Origin of the sequence: Arthrobacter sp. MYb227, assembly GCF_002975435.1 — a bacterium.
GTDB lineage: Bacteria > Actinomycetota > Actinomycetes > Actinomycetales > Micrococcaceae > Paeniglutamicibacter.
Map to the genome: position 1 here is coordinate 162,622 of NZ_PCPT01000006.1, position 25,687 is coordinate 188,308.

Below are 25,687 nucleotides of genomic sequence, written 5' to 3' on the forward strand. Positions count from 1 at the left end.
TATTCGCCGAGCGATCACACTGGTTTCATGACATTTGGCATCACATTAGGAACCACCGGATTATTACTGAGTTTGGGTATATTGGCCCTGATTGATTCGACAAGCATCGGTACTTTGGTGATTCCGATATGGCTGGTGCTGCGTGCCCGCGATGGGGCAGCGCTTCGTTCGGCAGTGTTCTACCTGATGGTGCTTGCCGGCTTTTATCTGACTATAGGTCTGCTGATTCTCATGGGCGCCAGCTGGCTTGATGCATTTTTTACCGGCGAGATTCTTGAAATACCAGCATTACGTTGGGCATTGCTTGTACTGGGGCTCTGTATGTTTATTGGATCTTTTGCCATGAACAGGAAACCCAAACAGGCTATTCAGCAAACGGTAACGGCAACAAGCCCGGCGGGTAGCGGAACAACTATCAACGTCCCATCGCCGACTCCTCCGGCCCAGGGACGCTGGGGTTCTAGGTTAGATAAAGCAATGGGAACTAAGCGTGGAGTCGCGTTATTGGGCATTACCGCGGGTCTACTCGAACTACCAACAATGCTCCCGTATCTTGGTGCCATCGGATTGCTGGCCAGCAGTGGTAAACCGGTATCCATACAGGTGAGTTTGCTGGTGCTGTATGCGCTGGTCATGATTGTGCCAGCACTGGTGGTAATTGGGGCACGCGCCGTTGCTGGTCAACGGCTGAGCAAACTTTTCGACAAACTCTCGGATTGGTTAGCCAAGGCTTCGGGCGAAACTCTCGCATGGGTGGTTGGCATCATGGGTTTTCTGCTCTTGCGCTCTTCTTTGTCCTTCCTCTTTCCTTACGCCGCTTGGAATCCCTTCAAATAGCTCATTGAGCTCATTTGCGGTTGGCGAGTGAGCACATGGTGCCTTGGCAACTCACCGGGGAACGGTGCGACGAAGAGGAAAAAGATGGAAACACCATGGTCTGTTGTCAACCTCGACCTGTAGGCTAAACCCAACGATCATAAGGGGGGGAAAGCTGCCGCTGTAAATCAGGCAGCCGATCAACATTTGGGGGAAACGTGCAGCGCAAATTGTGGCTTTTAGTGGCCGCTGGACTTGTCGTGGTGCTGATGGCTGTGGCAGTGATTTTCAATCTTGCCTCGCGGGATCCTGCGTCTCGCTCAAATGCAATTTCTAGCCCGAACGCTGCGTCCAGCCCCAGTGTTACCCCAACAACTGTGTCTGAAACTCCGAAAAACTCAAACGAAAACTCTCCTGCGCCTTCGGGCTCAGCTGTGGTGTCGGAACCCATAGACCCAACCACTGCCACGAAACAAACCGGTACCGAGGCCCCCCAATCCACATCGTCAGCATCGCCCCCTTCTGCCTCAGCCATTGAAAAACCTCGGCTTGAGGTTCCCTCGACTCCGCAGCCGAGCGTGACAACGCTGCCGAAATCTGTTGAAAAAGCTCCCGCAATTTCCGGAAAAACGCCTCAAGAAGGAACTGCCTCGGGGAAGCTAACGCAGGGATTTCCCGCCGAAGCCCTGCCAGTTCCGGAGGGTGCACATATTGTTGATTCTTCTGTCAGCACGCAGGGAAAAAATATCCAGGTAGCTGTAAATTACAGGACGTCGAAGACCCCGGAACAGGTGTTGTCTTTTTATGAGCATGCGGCAACAAAGAAGGGCTGGCTGGCTACCCGAGGAACAGGGGCAGACGGGGCCAAGAATATTACTCTTGGCTATGGGAAAGATACGACTGTCGCAACGGTAAGAACTGCCGGAACTGGCGCTACGGTTGTCGCCGCCTTTGGTAGTTTTGTGGCAGGAAAGTAAGGCTATGCAGCAGGCAAAACGTAAAACGTGGCCGGTAGCGATGATGGCTTCTATTGCGGTACTCGTTGCTGGCGGAATTGCTGCCGTGTCAATTACCGGATACATGCAACGTTCCGCCGCGCCAACTTCTACCATCCAGGAGAACCCATCAGGGCTGAAAGAGATTCCACTGTCGAATGCTGTGGTTTTCCGAGACACCCGCGATTTCCAAGATTATGGGAAAGTCGGTTGGGTGGAGTTGGCAGATCTGCCGGGTACCCGAACTATGACGTCTCTATCGTGTGACAGGGTCTACCGCACCGGAGGCATGCTCTCTTGCCTCAGCGTCAACCGTGGCATGAACACCACCTACGATTCGCAGGTCTACAGTGTGGGTGGTCAATTGCTGGCTACCGGATCGCTACCGGGTGAACCTAGCCGTACCCGCGTCTCACCCACGGGCATGGTGGGGGTAACGTCCTTCATCACCGGTGAGTCTTATGAACAAGTGGGTTTCTCCACCAAGACAACGATCTCGGCCCCGGGCGGAAAAGACTATGGAAACTTACAGGATTTCACCCTATTGGTTGATGGAAAAACATTGACCGCTGAAGACCGTAATGTCTGGGGTGTCAGTTTTGCCAAGGACGCCAATACGTTTTATGCCACAGCGGCTTCCGGGAAACAGACCTGGTTGATGCGTGGCTCACTATCGGACCGAACTTTAACAGCGGTCAGTGAGAATGCGGAGTGTCCCTCCATTTCGCCTAATGGGAAGTTCATTGCGTATAAGAAAAAGCGTGCCGATTCGGTACCTGTGCATTGGGATATTGCCGTTCAAGATCTTTCTCAAGGAACCGAGACGCTTTACCCATTGGAGACTAGCTTCGATGACCAACTTGAATGGCTTGACTCCGAAACCTTGCTCTTTGGACAGGCCCGGGCCGATAGCCCCGGAGATGCAGACATCTTTTCTTTGACACTACAAAATGACAGCAAACCACGGTTATTCCTTGAACATGCGTTCTCGCCTTCAATTCAGCGCTGAATCTCTGCTGAATAGTAGACGAGAAGAAAGCAACTGGACTCCCACATTTAGCTACTTCGAATAAATGAGGTCGACGAAGTAGTTAGTGTTTCTGCTCGTTGATGTAGGCATCGTCCCGCCACTTCCGTACCGATAACGGCCGTTACTCGTGGAAGCGGTGATCACTCCGTCTGTAAAGGTCTTGGTGAAGAAGGAAACGGTGGTGGAAACGTGTCCGCGTGGGGCTAGGTAAGAAATCGTATAAGTTCCCGTAGCTAGATTTATGGGAGTAGCAAAATTGGCGCTCTGCCATCCTTGAGCAGTCTCTCCGGTGAAAGTGACCTTGCCAAGTGACTGACCACTGGAATTCCAAAGAGTTCCGGTATGAGCTCCCGTATTGGCCAGAGACTTGTAGAATCTGATTCCCGTCGCCTTGATTTGAGTGTTGGTGCTGAATCTCAGTCCTACCTCGATAGACCGTGAGCTTGCCGAGTCAAGCAGCGATGGTTGCAGAGTCCCAAACAAGTTGGCAAGGGCTGGCAGAGTTGGAGTTGGAGTTGGCGTTGGTGTCGGTTCGCTACTCGGGGACGGGGATTGGGTAGGTGCTGTTGGTTCCGACTGCCCGGTAGTTTCAACTACTTCGCGGTAGAGCAAATCTACGAAGTAGTTGGTCTGCCCCCAGGTCCCTGTTGGCATGGTGTTTCCGGAACCGTAAACAAATAGTCCGTTATCTCCTTCAGTAGTCAATGCACCTACCGTGACGGGTTGTGCAAAGGCATTTGCGGTGTAGGAATACCCTCCATTCGGAGCAAAGTAGGAAATGACGAAGACTTGGTTTGCTTGCAGACGGACGGGGGTACTGAGCTGTACAGTTTGCCAGCCAGAACTCGATTCGCCGGTGAATGTTGCGGTTGCAAGTTTTGTTCCCGATTGATTCCAGAGAGTTCCGGTATGGGTCCCGCTGCTGGTGGTCCCCTTGAAGAAACGCAGTGCCGTGACATCGATGTCTTTGGAGGTCTTAAGCTTCAAACCTAGTTCGACGGAATCAACGTCGTGTGGGTCTAGCTGGGCAGGTTGGGAAGATCCTAAGAATGAGGTCGGAGCACCGTTGGGATTAGCTGTATTAAAGTGCCATTCTTGGTCGGGCAATAATGCACCGGTCGCAGACTTTGCACTCTTCAACTGGATTGTTATCAATGCTCCGGTGTTCAATGATGCGGTGGGCGTGAAAGTAAGTGTCTTTCTATCGGCCGAGTTTGAAACTGTCCCGGCGATGCTCCCCGTCGAATCATGTGCTGTAAATGTGAAGCCTGGAATAATAGCCTGACTTAGTACCGCGCTGATCGAGCTATTTACCGGTACATCAAGTTCGCCATTAGCTGGAGTTTGCGAGACGAGCTTGATGGTTTGCGATGCATCGGGAGTGAAAGCAACATCGACGAGATAGTCCGAACTTGTCTGATTATTTGGGAAGCCTCCAGGATAGACGTACACCCCTGCATTAGCAGGACTCTTAAGCGGACCAAAGACTTTGGCAGCGCCCAAAGCATTAGCCGTGACCGAGTAGGTTCCTTCACTGGTATAGGCCACCGTGTATTCGGTGTCCGCGGTGATGGCTACGGGGTTTGAGAATTGAGCAGATTGCCAACCGGAGGATCCTTCATTAGAAAAAGCAACACTGGCTAGCAGAACACCGCTGGATGAAAAGAGTTGTCCGGTGTGTGCACCGGCGTTGCCCGGAGCTTTGTAGTATTTGACTCCGGTAATTTTTCCATCTTCGGTGGAGCTAAAGCGCATTCCTAGCGTTAGTGGTTCACGATCGTCGATCAGTTCGGTTCCGGGTAGAACTGAATCTTGGTATAGCCCGCAGGGGCAAGCTCCAGCGATGACATCGGGCTTCACGCTGGTGAAGGACCACTCGGAACCAGTAGTAAGGCTGATTCCTTGGGTATCTTGTGCCGAAATTTTGACTTGGTAGGTTTCTCCCTTGGCGAGAGTGGCAGCGGGAGTGAATGTTCCACGTCGAGTAGCCGCATCATACGCAGTGGTACCGGGAACTATTGTTCCTGAAGCAGTTTTTACCTGAAAATTGACCGATGTAGGTTTCACGGCCCGAGACAGCGTGGCACTGATTGAGGTGCCTAGCGGAACACTCTTTGCGGTGTCCACCGGTGACTGGCCATAGGCACGCAAGGGTGAGTTGTCTTGTGAATCAAAAATCGCATCAACAAAGTAGTTGCCCTGCTCATAACTACTGGTGGGCATGTTTCCACCGGTGTCATAGACGCCTGCCGGATTAGCTCCGAATCCTCCAGCTACCTGAAGGGGATCCGCCACGATTCCTGAATAGGCCCAGGCATAGTTTTCTGCCGAGTAATGACCCTTCGACGTTGAATATGAGACCACGTATTCGGTTCCGGCGTGTACCTCTACCGGGGTGTCGAACTTAGCCTCTTGCCAGCCGCTAGCACTTTCACCACTAAACGTGAGCGTTGAAAGTTTCTGGCCAGCCATCGACCACAACGTACCGGTGTGAGTTCCTGTATTGGCAGCTGATTTGTAGAACCGTACGCCGGTGATGAATCCGTTGCTGGTTGGGGTGAAACGCAGCCCCAATTCAACGGCGGAACTATCTCCAGAGTCGGCGGTCTTTGGCGCTTTCTCGCCAAAGACGCTGTATGGTCCGCCAACATTTAGCGGCAGCACCGTTGCCGTACTTGGGTAGTTTCCACTGTCATCGATACCTCGTACCAGCAGTGAAACATTGTCTTTACCAGATTGGACATAGCTAAAAGTCCAGTTGGAAGTGCCATTTGCTGGACGCCAATGAGCTCCGGCATCGGTTGAATATTCGACACCAGCAACAATTCCACCACCAGAATCTAGCGCGGTTCCCGAAACGGTGTAGGTCTTACCGTTTTTAGGCGAGGCCGGGGGAGCCTCGGTGACATTGATGCTTGGAGCCGTGAGATCCGTTGATTTGGTAGCCGGAACAAGTCCGCTCATCAGGGTTGAAGGCTGTGCGCCCATATCGGCAAACAGGTTTACCTGAGCCTGTTGCATGATTGGATCTGCCGCAGCACCATCGCCATCGTGCTCTTGGTCGAGCCCCCAGGTCCACTGGATGGAGCCGGCCGAGAATACTAGAGCTCCACTTGCTGCTTTGTACAGGCTGAGGTGATGAGTCGTATTACCGGCTGCAACATTGTTTCCAAAGTCCTGTAAATACTCGGGTACCGCCCCGGTGGTAGTCGATAAGAAGATCTGCCCAGCCGGTCTGAACCCATTATCCGGCGATTCATCGGATTCGTAACCAATGGTGTGCGGCGCCAGGGCACGCTTTGTGCCCGTAGCTAGGGAAGCCAAAGAGGTGCCCCGCCACAACCTACCTTTTCCTTCCTGAGCACTAACAGTCACCGGTAGATCACCGTTATTAACCATATAGAGGGTGCCGGTCAGCGAATTTTCTGGTGTGGCAGCGCCCGCGCTCGCCGGTGCATAGCGTGGGTCGCGGAAGGTTCCAGTCCATTCGCTACTGGGGTCAATCTTGGCGTAACTCCACGTTTCCTTGTAAGAAACCATGGTCCGATAAGCCGTACCGTCGGTTGCAGAGGCCTCGTACCGAGTGCGCCAGTATGCTTCGTTTCCGGAGAGGAACTGAATATTGACTCCGGCATCACGTGCCTTTTCGAAATTCTTCCATTGGTTGCCTGACCAGTACTCATCGTGGCCCACCGAAAGCGCGACCTTGTGGTTGGTCAGAAGATTCCCGCGTCGGTCGGTGTCGACCCCGCTGAAGTAGCTAACGTCGTAGCCGTTGCGCTCCATGAACCGAACCAATGGGTATTCATTCCCGAAGTAGAAGTCTCGGGCCTCGATTCCGCCACGGGTATTGAATGGTCGGTTGTAGCTAAGTTTGTAGGCTCGGCCGTTGGCTGCACCTTGGTAGAAATCTGAACCACCGTAGGTGTTATAGGCGTGCCACGTTGGATCGGAGGTCTGGAACAAGATATCGGAATGGCTTGAGTCATCACGGACTATGAAAGTAATATGGCTTGAGTCATCCTTGTCAGCTCGGTGTAGTTTTGCCACATAGACGCCGGAGACAGCGTCGGCAGGAACATTCCAGCTTGCCGAAATAGCCCAATTTCCGCAGTCTACTAATTCGGTTGCTACATCATTACGACAGGCTGGCTGTATTTGGGGAAGTGTTGCGCTTGGGGATACGGAAGCTACCTTTCGAGCTCCAAGCCCTTGGTACCAGCCTGTGCGGTAGATATCGATGGTGTAGGCACTAGCATTGGTATCGACCTTGAAATTGATCTTGGAACCAACGTTCACACTGATATCGGTGGAAAAACCTTGGATACTTGCGTCGCCGGCTCCTTGGATGTCCCATAGATTGGGATCGGTACCGGGTTTGGAATTCTCACACACGATTTTGTTGGCGCCAGGTGCGCACGGGTCTGCCGCTACGGAACTGGGCGCAGTTAGCGTCACTGCAACCATTGCCAGAGAACAGGCCAAGGCCCACCAACTCCGTGATCGTCGGCTCCGCGATGAAGCTTTGTTCCCTCCGGAAGTTGCGCGCGTTGACGTGCGATGAGTAGAACTTGCCGGATCCGATACACGTTTCATCTGTTTCCCCAAGAAGATGATGGAGCTCTAGCCCGTTTTGGGTGCCCCAGCTATACGTAACTGCGTCGAGCATAGGGGGAGTCGGATTAAGCTAACAAGCGTAATTCATACTCGGATTGGAATGCGTGGCTACGGATTTGAGAGAATATAGCTATGGAATCCCTTGGTAGTAACCCGGCCCCAGCTCAGGGCAAAAAAGTCACGATAAATGCTTCAACACTTTCACTGGCCGTCATGGTCACCGTCTTCTTGGTGGCAGTTGTTTTTGCTGCAAATCAGAACACCGTTGTTGGCTGGTTGGTAGTGGTGATTTCCCTTGGTTGGCTGCTACTCTCGGCGTTCTTGGTCTTTGGGCTCAAGCGTGGCGCAGCCAAAATGACCGATCAGCTCAAGGCAGCAACAGCTGCAGCTGCATCGCGTGGACACGGCGGCGAGCCAGTAGCAGTGGTCGTTGATGAGGCTACACGCAACCGAGATATGAAACTTGATCACTCATTCAAGATCATCCAGGTGCAAGTTGGTGTGGTCAACGAGTACCGCGTGCAATCAGGCGAAGAAGCTCAAGGCATGGTCGACCGTGCCCTGGAGACCATCGAGATCACGGCATCCAATGCACGGGACATGATGAAGCCACAGGGACGTAATGAACCCATGACCGGTGAGGTTATCGACTAATACCTTTGACGGAGGCGAAGCCTCCGGCATTTCCCCGAGAACCCAGCACTAATTATCTGTAAGGTGGATGGCGTGATACCTACCGCAGAAGAGATCCTGACCAAGGCTGATGGCGCTTTGCGCGTCGCCTCGGTGAACGTCAATGGCATTCGCGCAGCATACAAGCGCAACATGGCCGACTGGATTGCAGCCCGTGACATTGATGTTCTTTGCCTCCAAGAGGTTCGTGCACCGGATAAGATCCTGCGCGAACTCATTGGCGATGGTTGGCACATTCTGCATGCCGAGGCCCAGGACAAGGGCCGTGCCGGCGTTGCAGTGCTATCCCGTGCCGAACCACTTGCTACGCGCGAGAATATTGGCGATGAATACTTCGCCACTACCGGACGTTGGGTTGAGGCAGACTTCAAGCTTGCCGACGGCAAGGTACTGACGGTCATCAGCGCCTATGTGCACTCCGGTGAGGTCGATACTCCCAAGCAAGTAGATAAGTTCCGTTTTCTGGACCGAATGATTGAGCATTTGCCGGCGCTCAAGGCCGAAAAGGATCACGTGCTGGTGGTTGGTGACCTGAACGTTGGCCACACCACGCTGGATATTAAGAACTGGAAGGGCAACGTGAAGCGTTCGGGCTTCCTGCCCGAGGAACGTGCCTACTTCGACCGTTTCTTTGGTGAAGAAATCGGTTACAAGGACGTTGCGCGCGAGCTTGCCGGTGAAGTTGATGGACCATTCACCTGGTGGTCGTGGCGGGGGCAGGCCTTCGTCAACGACACCGGATGGCGCATCGATTACCACATGGCCACCCCGGAACTTGCCGCCCTCGCGACCAAATCAGTCGTTGACCGTGCCTCGGACTACGAGTTGCGCTTCTCCGACCACGCACCGCTGGTCGTCGACTACCAGTTCTAAAGGAACACAGAATTCATGAGCGAAACATTCGCCAGCACCACTCGTCCCCGCGTACTTTCGGGGATGCAGCCTTCGGCCGATTCACTGCACCTAGGTAACTACCTCGGCGCGCTGGTCAACTGGGTCAAAGCACAGGATGAATATGAGGCATTCTTCTTCATCCCCGACATGCACGCAATCACCGTGCCGCAGGATCCGGCCGAGCTGCGTAACCGCACCCGAGTGACCGCTGCCCAGTACATTGCCGGGGGCATTGATCTAAACAAGTCAACGCTCTTTGTGCAGTCGCAGGTTCCCGAGCATGCTCAGCTTGCCTGGGTATTGAACTGCATTACCGGATTTGGTGAGGCCAGCCGGATGACCCAGTTCAAGGACAAGAGCTCCAAAGGCGGTGCCGATGTCTCATCCGTTGGCCTATTCACCTATCCGGTGCTGATGGCCGCCGATATTTTGCTCTATCAGCCGCAAGGTGTTCCGGTGGGCGATGACCAGCGTCAGCACGTTGAACTGGCCCGTGACCTGGCAACCCGCTTCAACCACCGTTTTGGTGAGACCTTCGTGGTTCCCGAGGCCTTCATCAAGAAGGAAGGGGCACGCATTTACGATCTGCAGAACCCAACCTCCAAGATGTCAAAATCTGCCTCAAGCCCCAATGGGCTGATCAACGTGCTTGATGATCCCAAGCAGGTTGCCAAGCGGATCAAGTCCGCCGTAACCGATGCCGATACCGTCATTGCCCACGATCGAGCCAACAAACCGGGTGTTACCAACCTGCTGGAGATTCTTTCGGCCGTTACCGGGACCGCTGTTCCTGCGCTTGTCAGCGAATTTGAAGGCAAGATGTATGGTCACCTGAAGGTTGCGGTAGCCGATGCTGTCGTTGAGCAACTGACTCCGGTCCGCACCCGCACCCTTGAACTGCTCGAAGATCCGGCAGAATTGGATTCCATCTTGGCTGCCGGTGCCCTGAAGGCTCGTGAGGTTGCTTCAAAGACACTGGCAGATGTTTATGAGCGCGTTGGTTTCATGGCTCCACTGGGTGGGATTTCCTAACCATGAGCATCGGAGTGGGGGAGAGTACCGCACCTAGCGACGTGGATACCACGCCGCTAGGCGTGGTTATTGAGATACCTTCCCCACTTCGTGAACGTCTCCGTGATTGGCGTCTGCGCTATGGTGGCGCTGATGCTTCGATCATTGACCCACACATCACTTTGGTATCCGGGTCTACCAGTGTGTGGGACCAAGCCGCGGCGCATGTGCGTAGGATAGCCCGCCGGTCCAAAGCCTTCACCATCCGTTTGCAAGGTACCGGGACCTTTCGACCGGTGACAGATGTTGTCTACCTCAACGTCACCACGGGCGCCGACGCCTGCACAGAATTACATGATGCATTGCTCACCGGCCCATTGGGGCATGACCTTTCCTTCGGCTATCACCCACATCTAACCATTGCCCATGATGTTGCCGATTCCTTGCTTGATGCGGCCCAAAAAGATTTGTCCCATGAATCAATGGACTTTGACGTTACTTCAATAGGCCTCTTCGGAATTGATGAGGCAGGTCGCTGGTCACTGCGCGAGGAGCTAGACCTTGGCCCAGAGCAAACCTAAACGCGAACGACTCCAAGAAATATTCATCAGCGCGGATGCCGATGATCCGCGGATGCAGCATTCACCTGACCCATTTGATCTCGATCCGAGCATTCCTGAAATTGGTACGCGTGCCCCTGGAGTTGTCGCACGCAAATTTGTTGGGGCGCCGATTGAACCGCCTCCAAGCCCACTTGACCCGCGGGCATTAGCTGCATTTAAAAGGCTCAAGACTCAAGAGCTCTATGCCCAACGGGCACAAGGTACGATTTTCGCTCGCATCGGTGCCCTGTCTAGGTTGCTGGTGGCCTTTATCAATTCCCTGTACCCCGTGCGAATTTGGAACCTATATCTGCGCAGACGGGGACCCCTGCTCGCCGCAGGTAGCGCATACCGAATGTTCTTCTCCATTGCAGCAATGCTTGTTGCAGGTTTTTCAGTGCTGAGCATGGTTGCCAACGGTAACCCGGTTCTCCGCGACGGAATTATTGACATGGTTGCCGCGAGCACGCCGGGCCTTATAGACACCGGACATGGCGGATTAGCCAAGCCCGAACAGCTCCTGGGGCTCGGTGGATTTGGGCTTACGCTTGTCATCTCGCTCGGTGCGTTGGTTTTTACCTCTCTTGGCTGGTTGACCGGCTTACGTGAGGGCATCCGTACAATTTTTGGGCTGGTCCGCGATAGATCCAATCCCGTTGTTTCAAAATTGCGTGATGCGATGTTGCTTGTGGTGCTCGCGATTGCCTTGGTGTCTTCGAGCGCCCTAGCGATCGCCAGTTCGTCGATGATCGATTCGCTGGCCGCCTGGTTGGGTTTTAGCGGTATGTGGACCAGTGCGTTGACTCGGGTGGGATTCGTTATCGCGATGTTCATCCTGGACTGTGCAACCGCTTGGGTGTTGCTACGGGTTGCCTCACGTGCCGTCACCATCCGTGGGTCGCTATGGCCAGGAGTCATGCTGGCAGGTGCTGGTGCAACAACGCTACGTTTCTTCTCCGCGATGCTGCTTGCCTCGCTGACGAATAACGTATTGTTGGCGCCCTTTGCGGTAATCCTTGGGCTCTTTGTCTGGTTTAACCTGCTAAGCCAGCTGTACTTGGTCTCCGCGGCGGTGGTTGCGGTGCGCGCGGCCGACCTGCAAGGGGTCGTCCGGACCGCCTAGGCATGCGTCGGTGTACTCGGATGCCCAAAGCTGCTGAAGTACTGGTAATGCTGAGCTTCGCCGTAGCAGAGCTATCACGAGACCGATGAGCTGAACTACGTAGGTGCCAGGACGATTGCAAGGTTGTGCTGCGGCCCCGAGCCGGGCCAACGGCCCTCGATGAATGCTACGGCCCGGTGTAATCCTTGAGGGCGAGCGTTCAAGCGAGCTACGTCGTCAAGAACATCTAATGCAACCCCAACGATGCTGAGCACGTGGGATCCATAGTTCAGCTAAACGGTTCATGCTCGAAAGTGAACCCATAAAGTCCGGCTAACAAATGTGTGGGGTGAATTTTGTTGAGCAATTCTGGGTGCCATAGCCGACCGATCTACCTAGAGACAAGGGTCGATGAACGCCCGGTCTCCCACGAAGTTGCTACGCGCATGAATGCCGAGTAGATGATGGGTCTTCTCCTACGAGAAGAATCGTAACGCCAGCTCATCCACCACGATTACCTGTGGCTCGTGCAGGGTAAGACCATACGTAGCCAATTCTGTAACTACAATGCGCGGTAGCTGGAAATTTCATTTGGAGGGGGGACTAAGGCCTCTCGTCAAAAGGGCTGTGGCCGATTTCCCTTATCGGGAAACCGGCCACAGTCATAGAAACTAGTTAGAAACTAGATGGAGCGAGCCAAGATAGCCTGCTTGACCTCGGCAATAGCCTGGGTCACCTGGATGCCACGCGGGCATGCTTCGGTGCAGTTGAAGGTGGTGCGGCAACGCCACACGCCTTCCTTATCGTTGAGGATCTCCAAACGCATGTCCCCTGCATCATCGCGCGAGTCGAAGATGAAGCGGTGTGCGTTGACGATTGCTGCCGGGCCGAAGTACTGCCCATCGGTCCAGAACACCGGGCAGGAAGAGGTACACGCGGCGCACAGGATGCATTTGGTGGTGTCTTCGAACTTCGAGTGCTCTTCTGCTGACTGGTAGCGCTCGGTCGACGGCTCGTGGCCCTTGTTGATCAAGAACGGCATGATCTCGCGGTAGGACTGGAAGAATGGCTCCATGTCAACGATGAGGTCCTTTTCAAGGGGCAGACCCTTGATGGCTTCAACGGTGATCGGCTTGGAGTGATCCAAGTCCTTGAGCAGGGTCTTGCAGGCCAGGCGGTTGCGGCCGTTGATGCGCATGGCATCGGAGCCGCAAATGCCGTGGGCGCAGGAGCGACGGAACGAAAGCGATCCATCGATGTCCCACTTGACCTTGTGCAAGGCGTCCAGCACACGGTCGGTGCCGTACATGGTCAGCTCAAAGTCTTCCCAGTACGCGTCTGCTGTGGTCTCCGGCAGGTACCGGCGAACACGCAAGGTGATGTTGAACTGCGGAATTTCTCCGCCGCCGCCAACACCGGGCTTCAGCTCAATCTTCGATGCTGGTTCCGGAAGTTCCGTGCTCATTAGTACTTACGCTCCATCGGCTGGTAACGGGTAAAGACAACGGGCTTGGTTTCCATGCGGATGCCGGAAATGCCCTCGGTGGTTGCCGAATCGTCCTTGTAGGACATCGAGTGCTTCATGAAGTTCTCGTCGTCGCGATCCGGGTAGTCCTCGCGGTAGTGGCCACCGCGGGATTCCTTGCGGTGCATGGCAGCGGTGGTCATAACCTCTGCCATGTCCAGCAGGAAGCCAAGTTCAATGGCTTCGAGCAGATCAAGGTTGAAACGCTTGCCCTTATCCTGGACCGATACGTTCTTGTAACGGGTGCGCAGGTCTTCGATGACCTCGAGTGCCTCGTGGAGGGACTTCTCGGTACGGAACACCTGAACGTTTGCATCCATGGTGTCCTGCAGTTCCTTGCGGATCGGCGCAACACGCTCGGTACCCGTGGAGTTGAGCATCGAATCGATCTGGCCGCGGGTGAACGCTTCCGGATCTTCTGGAAGTTCAACGAAGTCGGCGCCCAGTGCGTACTTGGCGGCGGAGATACCTGCACGCTTACCGAACACGTTGATGTCCAGCAGCGAGTTGGTGCCCAAGCGGTTTGAACCGTGGACCGAAACACAGGCAACTTCACCGGCTGCGAACAGACCCGGGATGACTGTGTCGTTATCCTGCAGGACCTCGGTCTCGACGTTGGTCGGGATACCGCCCATGGCGTAGTGCGCGGTCGGGTAGACCGGCACCGGATCGGTGAACGGCTCGACACCCAAGTAGGTGCGGGCAAATTCGGTGATGTCCGGCAGCTTGGATTCGATGTGCTCCGGCTCCAAGTGGGTCAGGTCAAGGAGTACGTAATCCTTGTCCGGGCCACAACCACGGCCTTCACGAACCTCATTTGCCATGGCACGAGCAACAATGTCACGCGGGGCGAGGTCCTTAATCGTCGGTGCGTAGCGCTCCATGAAGCGTTCGCCATCCGAGTTACGCAGGATCGCGCCTTCACCACGTGCACCCTCGGTGAGCAGGATGCCCAGACCGGCTAGGCCGGTCGGGTGGAACTGGAAGAACTCCATGTCTTCCAGCGGGATACCGTTACGGAAGGCAATGCCCATGCCATCACCGGTGAGGGTGTGAGCGTTGGACGTGGTCTTGAAGACCTTGCCGGCGCCGCCGGATGCAAAGATGACGGACTTGGCCTGGAAAACGTGAAGTTCGCCGGTGGCTAGGTCGTAAGAAACAACGCCCGCTACGCGCTTCTGCTTGTAAGCGGTGCCATCTTCGCGGAAGGCATCCTCTTCAACCATCAGCAGATCCAGCACGTAGTACTCGTTGTAGAACTCAACGTTGTGCTTGACACAGTTTTGGTACAGGGTCTGCAAGATCATGTGACCGGTGCGGTCTGCTGCGTAGCAGGCACGGCGAACTGCTGCCTTGCCGTGGTCGCGGGTGTGACCACCAAAGCGACGCTGGTCAATCTTGCCTTCCGGGGTGCGGTTGAAGGGCAAGCCCATCTTTTCCAGATCCAGTACCGCGTCGATGGCTTCCTTCGCCATGATCTCGGCTGCATCCTGGTCAACCAGGTAGTCGCCACCCTTGATGGTGTCGAATGTGTGCCATTCCCAGTTATCTTCTTCAACGTTGGCCAGTGCTGCACACATGCCACCCTGCGCTGCACCTGTGTGCGAACGGGTTGGGTAAAGCTTGGTGAGAACGGCCGTACGTGCGCGCTGGCCGGATTCAATGGCCGCGCGCATGCCTGCGCCGCCTGCTCCGACGATCACGACGTCGTACTTATGTACCTGCATACCTGATGCTCTCTTTTCTTGAATTCTTTACTTCAGCGAACGGTGCCGAAGGTTACTTGCAAACTAGAAGGTCGCTACCAGGGATGCACGGATCGAAGGTGAAGATCACCATGGTGCCAAGAATGACAATGGCAGCGGTTGCAACGTAGAGGATGCCCTTGAGCCACTGACGAGTGGCAGGCTTCTCCGCGTAGTCATTGATGATGGTGCGAACACCGTTGGTGCCGTGCAACATGGCAAGCCACAACATTGCAAGATCCCAGAACATCCATACCGGGTCTGCCCACTTGCCTGCAACGAAGCCGAAGTCGATGGCCTTGACGCCACCGCCGACCAGGAGGTTGGTGAAGAGGTGTCCGAAGATCAGAACTACCAGTACAACACCGGAGAGGCGCATGAAGAGCCATGCAATCATCTCGAAGCTACCGCGTGATTTGCGTGCGCGGGTGTACTTCGGATCTAGACGCTGGCTGCGTGGTGCAGCAATTTCTGCCGACATGGCTTAGTTACCTCCAAAAGCAAGTGACAGGTGGCGGATGGAGAATGCCACCATGGTGATGACCCAGAGACCAATAACGCTCCAGAGCATCTGACGCTGGTACTTAGTACCCTGCTTCCAGAAGTCAACCAGGATCAGGCGCAAGCCGTTGAACGCGTGGAAGACAATGGCGGCTACCAGAGCGGTTTCGCCCAGTGCCATCAGCGGGTTTTTGTACGTGGCCATAACGGCGTCGTAGGCACCCGGGGAAACCCGAACCAGCGACGTGTCTAGCACGTGTACCAACAGGAATAAGAAAATAACGACACCCGTTATACGATGCCCCACCCAAGACCACATGCCTTCGCGGCCGCGGTAGAGGGTGCCTGACGAAGTCTTCGACACTGAATTAACCTCCATGACTCACAATGGCGCATGTGTATCTTCCACACAATAAATTGACGCCGGAGTGCGAGCGTTCCTTGCCCGATCTTAGACCACCTGCGGCGTGCGTGCCCATTGTTTACGCGTGTTGTGTGATTAGGGTCACCGGAGTGTGTGGTTGATTTCAGGATTTCTTAGGGGTTATAGCAAATACATTATGTTTTAATGACCTATTTCATACTCGCCTAAACAGGGTATTCCCAGCCTCTATCAACTACCGTTAGTCGAATGAATGCTGAACTCTTGGCTCGATTCCATGGTGTGATCCCGGCAGGTGGAGTCGGAACACGTCTGTGGCCGCTCTCGCGCGCTGCGGCCCCAAAATTCCTACACGACCTCACCGGCTCCGGCTCAACCTTGATCCGTGCAACCTACGAACGTCTGATCCCGCTGGCCGGCGACAATATCACTGTTGTTACAGGTCAGGCCCACCGTGCTGCGGTTCTAGCGCAGCTTCCCGAGCTCACTGACATTGACCTAATCCTTGAGCCGAGCCCCAAGGATTCCGCGGCGGCAATTGGCCTAGCAGCGGCAATCCTGTACCGCCGGAACCCCGAAATTATTATGGGTTCTTTTGCTGCCGATCAGGTGATTCGCCCCGAGTCGGTATTCCAAGATGCGGTGCGTGAAGCTATCCATACTGCCGCCACCGGCAAGATTGTGACCATTGGCATACGACCAACCCTCCCGTCCACGGGGTTTGGCTATATCCGTGCCGGGGAACGCTTATCGGTCTCCGGGGCCCCCACGGCACGTGATGTCATCGAGTTTGTTGAGAAGCCTGATGAAGATACTGCACGCGGATACCTTGCGGACGGTGGCTATCTCTGGAATGCCGGAATGTTTGTCGCTCCGGTGTCGCTGATGCTTGAGCACCTGGAGCGTAGTGAGCCAGAACTGCACGCCGGTTTGATGGAAATTGCCGAAGCTTGGGAATCCGGCAACGGTGAAGAGGCAATGGAGCGTATCTGGCCCACGCTGCCCAAGACGGCAATTGATTATGCCGTGGCGGAACCTGCGGCCGCTGCCGGAGATGTTGCAGTGATCCCTGGTGTCTTTGATTGGGATGACGTTGGAGACTTCGCCGCCATTGGTCGGTTGAACCCGGCAAGCGAAGAAACCGGAGTGACGGTCATCGGAGATTCCAAGAGTGTTTACGCGGACCAAGCTAGCGGAGTTGTGGTGACCGACTCCAAGCGCGTGATTGCCTTGGTTGGTATCCATGATGTCGTCGTTGTTGACACGCCGGATGCACTGCTTGTTACCACCAAGGAGCACGCTCAGTCGGTCAAAAACACCGTGGAAAAGCTCAAGAGTGAAGGCATCATGGACGTCCTCTAACCAACAGCCCCCCCAGCAGCACACCGGGAGGGGGTCAAAAAGCCCCGTCGGGCGAGTGGGACACGCCACAAGACCTAACACAGTAAAGTGCTCGGTTTTGATCCACTCACCACGGGGCTTTTTTGCACCCCAAAACCCGCGGAATCCTGCGGGCTAACAACAATTTTGGACTAACGCAAAGTTAGTGATCAATTTCACTGATTTGTGTGTGATACGCGCGCCTGAGTCGCCAAGCTCACACAAGAAATTGCTAGGCTCTGAACTCATGAGTGCCGTCAAATTTCCAGAAGATCCGGCAATACCCATCGGCGATCCAGAAAGTTCAGTGCCTCCCGATGCTGGCCCCAACCGCATCAACAAGGTTGTTTTCTTCGGCTCCGCGGCGGCGATCCTAGCCTTTACGCTGTGGGCCATGCTCGATCAAAGCGGTGCAGACACCGTTATTAATGCTGTAGTTGGCTGGGTCGGCAAGACCTTTGGCTGGTGGTATTCACTGGTTGTCGTGGCCGTCCTGGCGTTTGTCATTGCAATAGCAATCTCCAAGGTCGGAAAAACCAGACTCGGCCCCGACCACTCGCGGCCGACCTTTAACCTCTTCACCTGGACGGCAATGCTCTTTGCCGCAGGTATCGGCATTGACCTGATGTTTTTCTCGGTCTCCGAACCTGTAGCCCAATTCTTGGCTCCACCCACCGGGGAAGGCTCCAACGTTGAAGCCGCCCGGCAGGCGCTCACCTGGACGCTCTTTCACTATGGACTGCTCGGCTGGGGTCTGTACGCGCTGATCGGCCTAGCCCTTGGCTACTTCGCCTACCGCCACAACCTACCGTTATCCATCCGCTCGGCGCTCTACCCGATTCTGGGCAAGCGAATCCACGGCCCGATTGGCCACGGTGTAGATATTGCCGCCGTTTTGGGTACCATCTTTGGCATCGCCACCTCCTTGGGTATCGGTGTAGCCCAGCTGAACTTCGGGTTGAACTTCATGTTCGGCATTGAAGAAAACATCTCGGTACAAATCGCCTTGATCGTCATTGCCGTCATCATGGCCACCATCTCGGTGCTCACCGGAGTAGAAAAAGGCATCCGCCGGCTCTCCGAACTCAACGTGATCCTGTGCATTGTCTTAATGCTCTTTGTGCTTTTTGCCGGAAAAACTCGATTCCTCTTAGATGGAATCATCCTCAATGTTGGCGATATGCTCTCCCGCTTCCCCGGAATGGCTCTGGACACCATGGCCTACGACCGTCCCGATGATTGGCTCAACGGCTGGACGCTGTTTTTCTGGGCTTGGTGGATTGCCTGGGCACCATTCGTTGGGCTCTTCTTGGCACGAATCTCGCGTGGGCGCACCATCCGCCAATTCATCACCGGCGTATTGGTGGTTCCCTTCGCCTTCATCCTGCTGTGGATTTCAATCTTCGGTAACAGCGCACTAGAACTGGTCATGAACGGAAACGCCGCTTTTGGCGAGGTAGCGATGAACTACCCGGAACGTGCCTTCTACTCGCTGCTTGAGCAATATCCGGCCGTTCCGCTGGTCGCCGCCATCGCGACCTTTACCGGCCTGCTGTTCTATGTGACAAGTGCCGACTCCGGTGCCTTGGTCATGGCCAACTTCACCTCACACCTCAAGGACGCAGAATCGGATGGACCTAAATGGGTCCGCGTCTTCTGGGCTGTGGCCACGGGCCTGCTGACCTTGGCCATGCTGATGGTTGATGGGGTGCCAACATTACAAAGCGCCACGGTGATCATGGGGCTACCGTTCTCGGTGGTGCTGGTATTCATCATGTTGGGGCTCTACAAGGCATTGCGCGTTGAACGCGCACTGGCCGGCAGCTACAAGAACACCCTGCATTCGGTTTTGACCTCGCGATCCGGCCCCAGCGGAATTGAGCACCGTCGCGGCTGGCGCCAACGTTTGGCCCGCACCATGGCCTATCCGGGGCAACGCCACGCACAACGTTTTGTTGATGATGTAGTTGCCCCGGCCCTCGAAGAAGTCAACGCCGAGTTCGCCCGCTCCGGGGTCATTGGCGAGCTAGCTATTGAACCCGTAGGCAAACTTGGGGTTAGATCCGTTGACCTCGTGGTTCCGCACGGTGAAGAACGTCCCTTCAAATACCAGGTGTACCCGATACAGCTCAAGGTGCCGTCGTATGCACGCGATTCCTCAACCGGAGAACAGTACTACCGCATGGAAGTCTTCTCCCAGGAAGGCTCCCACGGTTATGACCTGATGGGCTGCACCCGCGAACAGATCATCTCCGATGTGCTCGATCAATACGAGGTCCACATGTCGTTCCTGCGAGCGCAGGCAAACACCGACGGTCTGAGCCAGATCGCCGAAACCACGATTCCCAAGACCGATTGGGAATCAGACTTTGATACCGGGATGATTCCCACCATCAGCACCGAGTCCACAACGGACCGGGCCAAGGAAAAGGACAAGGCATGAGCCAGCACACCATCTACATCAACGGGGCATGGGCTCCTGCCGCTCAAGGCGGCACTAGGGAGATTATTTGCCCGGGCACCGGTGAACTCGTCGCCACCATTTCCGAGGGCAGTGCCGAAGACTCCGAACGCGCCATTGCCGCGGCCCGTGCATCCTTTGACTCCGGTATCTGGTCATCGGTTTCGGCTTCCGATCGTGGTGACTTTTTGCTCAAGGTTGCCACCCGGCTGACCGAACGCAAGGAAGAGTTTGCGCGAGCTGAAGCCTTGGATACCGGTAAGCGCATGTACGAGGCGCGTGCCGATATTGATGCGATCGTTGACAGCTTCAATTACTTTGGCAAGCTCTCGGGGCAGAACGCCGGCCGTGTAGTTGATGCGGGGGATTCAAACGTTGTCTCCAACATCGTTTATGAACCCGTCGGTGTGGTCTCCATGATCACCCCGTGGAACTATCCGCTGCTCCAGGCTGCTTGGAAGATCGCTCCGGCTCTGGCCGCGGGTTGCTCATTTATTCTCAAGCCCGCGGAGCTGACCCCTTCCACCTCGGTGCTGATGATGGATGTGCTCCAGGAGCTGGGGCTGCCGGCGGGTGTGGCCAACCTCGTCACCGGTGCCGGCGCCGCGGTAGGCACCCCACTTTCCACGCATCGCGATGTTGATATGGTTTCCTTCACCGGCGGGTTGGCCACTGGCAAGATCGTTGCAGCCTCCGCAGCGGGAACCGTGAAAAAGGTTGCGCTGGAACTCGGCGGCAAAAATCCCAACGTCATTTTCGCGGATGCCGATTTTGATGCGGCTGTAGACAACGCGCTCAACGCCGCCTTCATCCACTCCGGTCAGGTCTGCTCGGCCGGCGCTCGTCTGGTAGTCGAGGAGTCAATTGCCGAGGCCTTCGTCGATGAATTGGTTCGCCGAGCCAAGAACATTCGTTTGGGTGGGCCATTTGATGAAAACGCCGAGACCGGCCCGCTGATCTCCGCCGATCACCTGGCCAAGGTCGATGCCTACGTGCAGCGCGGCATTGCCGAGGGAGCACGCCTACGCACCGGTGGCAGGAAGGCAACCAACGCCGATGGACCCAACCTTGAGGCCGGGCACTTTTACCTGCCAACTATCTTGGACCAGGTCACCGGATCCATGTCGGTCGCCCAGGACGAGGCCTTTGGCCCGACGGTCACCGTGGAAACCTTCGTCACCGAAGATCAAGCAGTAGCGATTGGCAATGACACAGATTACGGGCTTGCCGGGGCGGTCTGGACCCAGGATGCAGGACGCGCCCAGCGCGTTGCCGCACGCCTGCGCCACGGAACCGTCTGGATCAATGACTTCCACCCCTACCTGCCGCAAGCAGAATGGGGAGGCTTTGGCCTCTCGGGTGTCGGCCGCGAGCTGGGCCCCACCGGCCTTGCCGAATACCAGGAAGCAAAACACATTTATCAAAACCTTGACCCACAGGTCACCGGTTGGTTTGAAAACTCTGTACAGGATCAGGAGTAAGAGCAATGGAGGAAACTCACGTGGGAACCGAATCAAACTCAAGCCAGGAAACAGAATTTGATTACATCATCGTCGGTGGCGGTTCGGCGGGAGCCGCGGTTGCGGCACGCCTCTCCGAAGATCCGACGGTGAGTGTTGCACTCGTTGAAGGCGGCCCTGACGATCGCGGAATCCCGGAAGTCTTGCAGCTTGATCGCTGGATGGAACTTCTGGAATCCGGCTACGACTGGGATTACCCCATTGAAGAGCAGGAAAACGGCAACTCGTTCATGCGCCACTCGCGTGCCAAGGTCATGGGCGGATGCTCGAGCCACAACTCGTGTATTGCGTTCTGGGCTCCGGCCGAGGACCTTGACGCTTGGGAAACCGAACACGGCGCCACCGGCTGGAACGCCGAGATGGGCTTCCGGCTCTACAAGCAGCTTGAAACCAATGAGAATGCTGGCCCGGATGCCCCGCACCATGGCGACTCCGGCCCGGTGAAGCTAATGAACGTGCCTCCCGTGGACCCGTGTGGTGTTGCGGTCTTGGATGCCTGCGAGCAGGCAGGAATTCCGCGCGCTACGTTCAATAGCAACCAGACTGTGCTCAAGGGAGCCAGCTTCTTCCAGATCAACCGCCTGGAAGATGGCACCCGCTCATCGTCCTCGGTGTCCTACATTCACCCGATCTCACAGCGGAAAAACTTCACGCTGCTCACCGGGCTGCGCGCGCGAAAGCTTTCTTTCGACGAAGATAAGAAATGTACCGGTGTGTTCGTTGTCGATGGTGGCTTTGGACGCACCAGCCACCTGGCTGCACGCCGCGAAGTCATCGTTTCAACCGGCGCCATCGATACGCCTAAGCTTTTGATGCTCTCGGGCATTGGCCCGGCTGCGCACCTGGCCGAGCACGGTATTGAACTTTTGGTTGATGCACCGGGTGTTGGCTCAAACCTGCAGGATCATCCGGAGGGTGTGATCCAATGGGAAGCCAAAAAACCCATGGTCACCGAATCAACTCAGTGGTGGGAAATTGGCATCTTTGCCACTACCGTTGAGGGACTTGATCGCCCGGATCTGATGATGCATTACGGTTCGGTGCCCTTCGATATGCACACGTTGCGTCAGGGCTACCCGACCTCGGATAACGCATTTTGCCTGACCCCCAACGTCACGCGGGCTAAGTCCCGTGGCACGGTGCGTCTGCGTAGCCGGGATTTCCGCGATAAGCCGCGAGTTGACCCGCGTTACTTCACCGATGCCGAAGGTCATGACATGCGCGTCATGATCGCCGGTATCCGGCAGGCTCGTGAGATTGTTGCCCAACCTGCCATGGAGCAGTGGGCAGGGACAGAACTTTACCCGGGCGTTGAGGTGCAGTCTGATGAGCAGATCGCCGACTACATCACCCGCACCCATAACACCGTCTACCACCCGGCAGGGTCGGTTCGCATGGGCGCAGTTGACGATGCAATGTCCCCGCTTGACCCGGAACTACGGGTCAAGGGGGTTTCCGGGCTACGCGTTGCAGATGCCTCGGTGATGCCCGCCTTGGTCACCGTGAACCCAAACATCACTGTCATGATGATTGGTGAACGTTGCGCGGAATTAATCAAGAACGCTTAAACGCTCGTTGATCCGGCAAGACTAGTGACCGGCCCTCTGTGGGCACCTTTAGGGTGCTTTCACAAGGGTCGGTCATAGTACTTTGAGCTGGCGGGAAAAAATTGCTCAAGGCAACAATTGGGCAAAAAGTCGGCTCTCCGTAGGGGAAAGAAGTATTGTCGATGCTGTGCGCATGAGTAATGAAAAGAATCTGCAGATCCCATCGGTGCAGCCTTGGGTAGCCCCGCTGCTTGCCGAGCTCGTCGACTTTCGACGTGAGCTTCACGCGAATCCCGAGCTATCTTTTGTCGAGTATAAAACCACCGAGCGGATCCTCACTGCGCTTCGCGCGGTGGGCCTTGCCCCGGTTGCTCTCGAGGAAACCGGTGCCTACGTTGATATTGGTAGCGGTCCCATTGCCTTAGGGTTACGCGCCGATATTGATGCGCTACCCATCCTTGAAGAGACCGGACTTGACTACGCCTCGGTGGTTGATGGAGTTGCACACTCCTGTGGCCACGATATTCACACAACCGTCATGCTAGGCGTTGCCAAGGCCCTCAAGGCAATGGATGATGCAGGAGAACTCGGCGGACGTATCCGGGTGATCTTCCAGCCCGCCGAGGAAAAAATGCCAGGTGGCGCCCTAGCCGTCATTGCTGCTGGCGTGCTTGACGATGTTCCTCGTATTCTTGCCCTGCACTGCGAACCACGCATAGATGCGGGAAAGATCGGCACCCGTATTGGTGCCATTACCTCGGCCTCCGACACCATCAAGATTGAACTGATCGGCCGTGGCGGACACACTTCCCGCCCACACCTGACCGAAGACTTGGTCTTTGCGATGAGTCAGATTGCTATCAATGTTCCAGCAGTCCTGGGCCGTCGTATCGATGTGCGCTCGGCGGTCTCGGTGGTCTGGGGACAGATCCATGCCGGAAGCGCACCGAATGCGATTCCAGCAACCGGCTATTTGGCCGGCACCATGCGTTGCCTTGACGGTGAGGCCTGGGAAGGCGCGGGAGATCTGCTTGATGAGGTAGTTCGTCAGGTTGCTGCACCCTATGGCGTTGAAATTAAGCTCGAACACACCCGCGGTGTGCCGCCGGTGATCAACAACGAGGACGAAACCGACCTGATTGAAGACTCGGCACGAGCCGAGCTTGGGTCGCCGGCAATTGTCTTGACCCCGCAATCAATGGGTGGCGAAGATTTTGCTTGGATGACCAATAAAGTTCCTGGTTCCATGATGCGTTTGGGCACAAGGACCCCCGGAGGCGAGACCTACGACCTACACCGTGGTGATTATATTCCAGATGAATCCGCGATTGAGGTTGGCGTTACGGTGATGACGGCAGCGGCAGTTCGGGCAATTTTTCAGTCCCAGACAGAGGATAACTAACGCACGTCAAGCGCTTAGAGTTATGCGCTTGTAACATTTTCTCCCTTGAGTTAAGCGTTTTGCGCGATAGGCTAGACCGACGTGAAACCGTTCTTTCTCGTCGCCCGATAGTTACTAAAGCGGGTGTCAGGAAAATCCGATGGATCGACCGGTGCCTAAAGGCAACGCGACATACTTGGTTCGATGTGGAACGCAAAAACCTTTTGCGCCCGCTGGATCGTGAAACGTAGCTCGTAACCCAATGGAGGGAACCCACATGCGCAACATCAAGCGCAAGACCGGAATGGCCGCGGCCATGCTCGGCATTTCAGCACTCGTTTTGACTGCCTGCGGCGCCGCGCCGGAAGCAACCCCGTCAGGCTCGGCCAGTGGCTCGGCTCCGGCCGGGGCATCCGACTTCACCGGATGTATCGTCTCTGATTCGGGCGGATTCGATGACCGCTCCTTCAACCAGTCCTCCTACGAGGGTCTGATGGCCGCCAAGAAGGATTTGGGCATCAACGTGAAGCAGGCAGAGTCCAAGGCTGCAACCGACTTTGCACCGAACCTGAATGCCATGGTTAAGGGCGGCTGTAATCTCACGGTTACCGTTGGCTTCCTACTCTCGGATGACACCAAGAAGGCCGCCGCCGCTAACCCGGACAAGCACTTTGCGATCGTTGACGATAATGCCATCGATGCCAAGAACGTCAAGCCGATCATCTATGACACGGCTCAGGCAGCTTTCCTCGCTGGTTACCTTGCAGCAGGCATGACCGAGACCGGAAAGGTCGCCACCTACGGCGGCATGAACATCCCAACCGTTTCCATCTTCATGGATGGCTACGCAGATGGTGTTGCTTACTACAACGAGAAGAAGTCCAAGGACGTCAAGGTCCTAGGCTGGGACGTTGCCAAGCAGTCGGGCACCTTCACCGGTGACTTCGATAACCAGGGCAAGGGCAAGAACACCACCGTGACCTTCGCTAATGAAGGTGCCGACGTGATCATGCCGGTTGCTGGCCCGGTTGGCTTGGGCACCATGGATGCGGTCAAGGAACTGAACGCAAGTGGGAAGAACGTCAAGGTCATCTGGGTCGATGCAGATGGCTTCGAGTCCTTGGCTTCGGGCAACCAGTTTGTGCTCTCCTCCGTGGTTAAGGAGATGGGCCAGTCCGTCGAGGATGTCGTACGCTCCGATGTTGAAGGCAAATTCGACTCCACCCCATACGTTGGAACCCTCGAAAACGGTGGCGTAGCGCTTGCTCCTTTCCACGACTTCGATTCCAAGGTATCGGACGAGCTCAAGGGCGAACTTGACGCGCTGGAGGCAGATATCATCTCCGGTGCAGTGAAGGTTGAATCCCCTTCCAGCCCGAAGACCAAGTAACCAAGAAGTAACGCCAGCCAAGCGCGCCGTTTATTGCGATTATTTCCTTCTATTGGAAATGATTTAAACGGCGCGTTTGGTTGTGCCCACTTTCG

General features: G+C 55.6%; 20 protein-coding genes. 14 read left to right on the forward strand and 6 right to left on the reverse strand.

The annotated features are described in order from the left end of the window. The first annotated feature begins 27 nt into the window (after positions 1-27). Positions 28-837 carry a GAP family protein gene (locus CQ018_RS13550; RefSeq protein ID WP_105550531.1) on the forward strand — a complete coding sequence of 270 codons (810 nt, stop codon included), beginning with the start codon at positions 28-30 and terminating at the stop codon, positions 835-837. Between the two features lie 124 nt (positions 838-961). Here CQ018_RS13550 and CQ018_RS19885 read toward each other — a convergent pair whose 3' ends face one another. Further along, positions 962-1,351, reverse strand: a complete 390-nt coding sequence (locus CQ018_RS19885) for a hypothetical protein (RefSeq protein ID WP_146111911.1) — start codon at positions 1,349-1,351, stop codon at positions 962-964. Between the two features lie 43 nt (positions 1,352-1,394). On the opposite strand from CQ018_RS19885, the gene CQ018_RS19890 reads away from it, so the two are divergent. Together CQ018_RS19890 and CQ018_RS13560 are read left to right on the forward strand one after the other, a co-directional pair. Beyond that, positions 1,395-1,793: a hypothetical protein gene (locus CQ018_RS19890; RefSeq protein ID WP_146111912.1), complete on the forward strand. Its 399-nt coding sequence runs from the start codon at positions 1,395-1,397 to the stop codon at positions 1,791-1,793. 4 nt (positions 1,794-1,797) lie between these two features. Then, the gene (locus CQ018_RS13560; RefSeq protein ID WP_105550533.1) at positions 1,798-2,820 is read left to right on the forward strand and encodes a hypothetical protein; all 1,023 of its coding nucleotides are present in this window, start codon (positions 1,798-1,800) and stop codon (positions 2,818-2,820) included. Positions 2,821-2,871: 51 nt separating this feature from the next. Here CQ018_RS13560 and CQ018_RS13565 read toward each other — a convergent pair whose 3' ends face one another. After that, positions 2,872-7,236 carry a DUF4082 domain-containing protein gene (locus CQ018_RS13565; RefSeq protein WP_181149895.1) on the reverse strand — a complete coding sequence of 1,455 codons (4,365 nt, stop codon included), beginning with the start codon at positions 7,234-7,236 and terminating at the stop codon, positions 2,872-2,874. Positions 7,237-7,590: 354 nt separating this feature from the next. Here CQ018_RS13565 and CQ018_RS13570 point away from each other — a divergent pair, with 354 nt between their 5' ends. The 5 genes from CQ018_RS13570 to CQ018_RS13590 all read left to right on the forward strand — a co-directional run bounded on the left by CQ018_RS13570 (position 7,591) and on the right by CQ018_RS13590 (position 11,781). Beyond that, positions 7,591-8,112, forward strand: a complete 522-nt coding sequence (locus CQ018_RS13570) for a hypothetical protein (protein ID WP_105550535.1) — start codon at positions 7,591-7,593, stop codon at positions 8,110-8,112. Positions 8,113-8,184: 72 nt separating this feature from the next. Further along, positions 8,185-9,024: an exodeoxyribonuclease III gene (locus tag CQ018_RS13575; RefSeq protein ID WP_105550536.1), complete on the forward strand. Its 840-nt coding sequence runs from the start codon at positions 8,185-8,187 to the stop codon at positions 9,022-9,024. A 15-nt stretch (positions 9,025-9,039) separates the two neighbouring features. Then, the gene (gene trpS, locus CQ018_RS13580; RefSeq protein ID WP_105550537.1) at positions 9,040-10,077 is read left to right on the forward strand and encodes a tryptophan--tRNA ligase; all 1,038 of its coding nucleotides are present in this window, start codon (positions 9,040-9,042) and stop codon (positions 10,075-10,077) included. Positions 10,078-10,079: 2 nt separating this feature from the next. Continuing rightward, positions 10,080-10,637 (forward strand): 2'-5' RNA ligase family protein, encoded by a 558-nt coding sequence (locus tag CQ018_RS13585; protein ID WP_105550538.1) that lies wholly within the window; start codon positions 10,080-10,082, stop codon positions 10,635-10,637. Continuing rightward, on the forward strand, positions 10,618-11,781 hold the full coding sequence (locus CQ018_RS13590; RefSeq protein ID WP_105550539.1) for a YihY/virulence factor BrkB family protein: 1,164 nt from the start codon (positions 10,618-10,620) through the stop codon (positions 11,779-11,781). The genes CQ018_RS13585 and CQ018_RS13590 overlap by 20 nt, the downstream gene beginning before the upstream one ends. A gap of 661 nt (positions 11,782-12,442) precedes the next feature. On the opposite strand, the gene CQ018_RS13595 is transcribed toward CQ018_RS13590, so the two are convergent. Genes CQ018_RS13595 through sdhC form a run of 4 tightly spaced genes read right to left on the reverse strand, consistent with a single transcriptional unit; the run spans position 12,443 to position 15,895 of the window. Further along, on the reverse strand, positions 12,443-13,225 hold the full coding sequence (locus CQ018_RS13595) for a succinate dehydrogenase iron-sulfur subunit (RefSeq protein WP_105550540.1): 783 nt from the start codon (positions 13,223-13,225) through the stop codon (positions 12,443-12,445). Further along, positions 13,225-15,012: a succinate dehydrogenase flavoprotein subunit gene (sdhA, locus tag CQ018_RS13600; protein ID WP_105550541.1), complete on the reverse strand. Its 1,788-nt coding sequence runs from the start codon at positions 15,010-15,012 to the stop codon at positions 13,225-13,227. The genes CQ018_RS13595 and sdhA overlap by 1 nt, the downstream gene beginning before the upstream one ends. Before the next feature lie 52 nt (positions 15,013-15,064). After that, positions 15,065-15,511, reverse strand: coding sequence for a succinate dehydrogenase hydrophobic membrane anchor subunit (locus tag CQ018_RS13605; RefSeq protein ID WP_105550542.1), 447 nt, complete (start codon positions 15,509-15,511; stop codon positions 15,065-15,067). A gap of 3 nt (positions 15,512-15,514) precedes the next feature. Then, positions 15,515-15,895, reverse strand: coding sequence for a succinate dehydrogenase, cytochrome b556 subunit (sdhC, locus tag CQ018_RS13610; RefSeq protein WP_258142613.1), 381 nt, complete (start codon positions 15,893-15,895; stop codon positions 15,515-15,517). Between the two features lie 267 nt (positions 15,896-16,162). Here sdhC and CQ018_RS13615 point away from each other — a divergent pair, with 267 nt between their 5' ends. From CQ018_RS13615 to CQ018_RS13640, 6 genes are all read left to right on the forward strand, one after another. Further along, positions 16,163-17,275, forward strand: a complete 1,113-nt coding sequence (locus tag CQ018_RS13615; protein WP_105550544.1) for a mannose-1-phosphate guanylyltransferase — start codon at positions 16,163-16,165, stop codon at positions 17,273-17,275. A 265-nt stretch (positions 17,276-17,540) separates the two neighbouring features. Next, positions 17,541-19,736, forward strand: a complete 2,196-nt coding sequence (gene betT, locus CQ018_RS13620; RefSeq protein ID WP_105550545.1) for a choline BCCT transporter BetT — start codon at positions 17,541-17,543, stop codon at positions 19,734-19,736. After that, positions 19,733-21,235 (forward strand): aldehyde dehydrogenase family protein, encoded by a 1,503-nt coding sequence (locus CQ018_RS13625; protein WP_105550546.1) that lies wholly within the window; start codon positions 19,733-19,735, stop codon positions 21,233-21,235. Before betT ends, CQ018_RS13625 begins: the two co-directional genes overlap by 4 nt. A 5-nt stretch (positions 21,236-21,240) precedes the next feature. After that, positions 21,241-22,842, forward strand: a complete 1,602-nt coding sequence (locus CQ018_RS13630; RefSeq protein WP_105550547.1) for a GMC family oxidoreductase — start codon at positions 21,241-21,243, stop codon at positions 22,840-22,842. Between the two features lie 172 nt (positions 22,843-23,014). Beyond that, a complete protein-coding gene (locus CQ018_RS13635) occupies positions 23,015-24,223 on the forward strand; it encodes an amidohydrolase (protein ID WP_105550548.1) in 1,209 nt (402 codons plus the stop codon). Positions 24,224-24,479: 256 nt separating this feature from the next. After that, complete coding sequence (locus CQ018_RS13640) at positions 24,480-25,592, forward strand: BMP family protein (RefSeq protein ID WP_105550549.1); 1,113 nt, start codon at positions 24,480-24,482, stop codon at positions 25,590-25,592. Positions 25,593-25,687 lie beyond the last annotated feature (95 nt).

Bases quoted from the DNA above. Each gene is read 5' to 3' on its own strand.
- CQ018_RS13550 (WP_105550531.1), top strand. From the start codon at position 28: ATGACATTTGGCATCACATTAGGAACCACCGGATTATTACTGAGTTTG.
- CQ018_RS19885 (WP_146111911.1), bottom strand. From the start codon at position 1,351: ATGGCTGAGGCAGAAGGGGGCGATGCTGACGATGTGGATTGGGGGGCC.
- CQ018_RS13560 (WP_105550533.1), top strand. From the start codon at position 1,798: ATGCAGCAGGCAAAACGTAAAACGTGGCCGGTAGCGATGATGGCTTCT.
- CQ018_RS13570 (WP_105550535.1), top strand. From the start codon at position 7,591: ATGGAATCCCTTGGTAGTAACCCGGCCCCAGCTCAGGGCAAAAAAGTC.
- trpS (WP_105550537.1), top strand. From the start codon at position 9,040: ATGAGCGAAACATTCGCCAGCACCACTCGTCCCCGCGTACTTTCGGGG.
- CQ018_RS13585 (WP_105550538.1), top strand. From the start codon at position 10,080: ATGAGCATCGGAGTGGGGGAGAGTACCGCACCTAGCGACGTGGATACC.
- CQ018_RS13595 (WP_105550540.1), bottom strand. From the start codon at position 13,225: ATGAGCACGGAACTTCCGGAACCAGCATCGAAGATTGAGCTGAAGCCC.
- sdhA (WP_105550541.1), bottom strand. From the start codon at position 15,012: ATGCAGGTACATAAGTACGACGTCGTGATCGTCGGAGCAGGCGGCGCA.
- CQ018_RS13605 (WP_105550542.1), bottom strand. From the start codon at position 15,511: ATGTCGGCAGAAATTGCTGCACCACGCAGCCAGCGTCTAGATCCGAAG.
- CQ018_RS13615 (WP_105550544.1), top strand. From the start codon at position 16,163: ATGAATGCTGAACTCTTGGCTCGATTCCATGGTGTGATCCCGGCAGGT.
- betT (WP_105550545.1), top strand. From the start codon at position 17,541: ATGAGTGCCGTCAAATTTCCAGAAGATCCGGCAATACCCATCGGCGAT.
- CQ018_RS13625 (WP_105550546.1), top strand. From the start codon at position 19,733: ATGAGCCAGCACACCATCTACATCAACGGGGCATGGGCTCCTGCCGCT.
- CQ018_RS13630 (WP_105550547.1), top strand. From the start codon at position 21,241: ATGGAGGAAACTCACGTGGGAACCGAATCAAACTCAAGCCAGGAAACA.
- CQ018_RS13635 (WP_105550548.1), top strand. From the start codon at position 23,015: ATGAGTAATGAAAAGAATCTGCAGATCCCATCGGTGCAGCCTTGGGTA.
- CQ018_RS13640 (WP_105550549.1), top strand. From the start codon at position 24,480: ATGCGCAACATCAAGCGCAAGACCGGAATGGCCGCGGCCATGCTCGGC.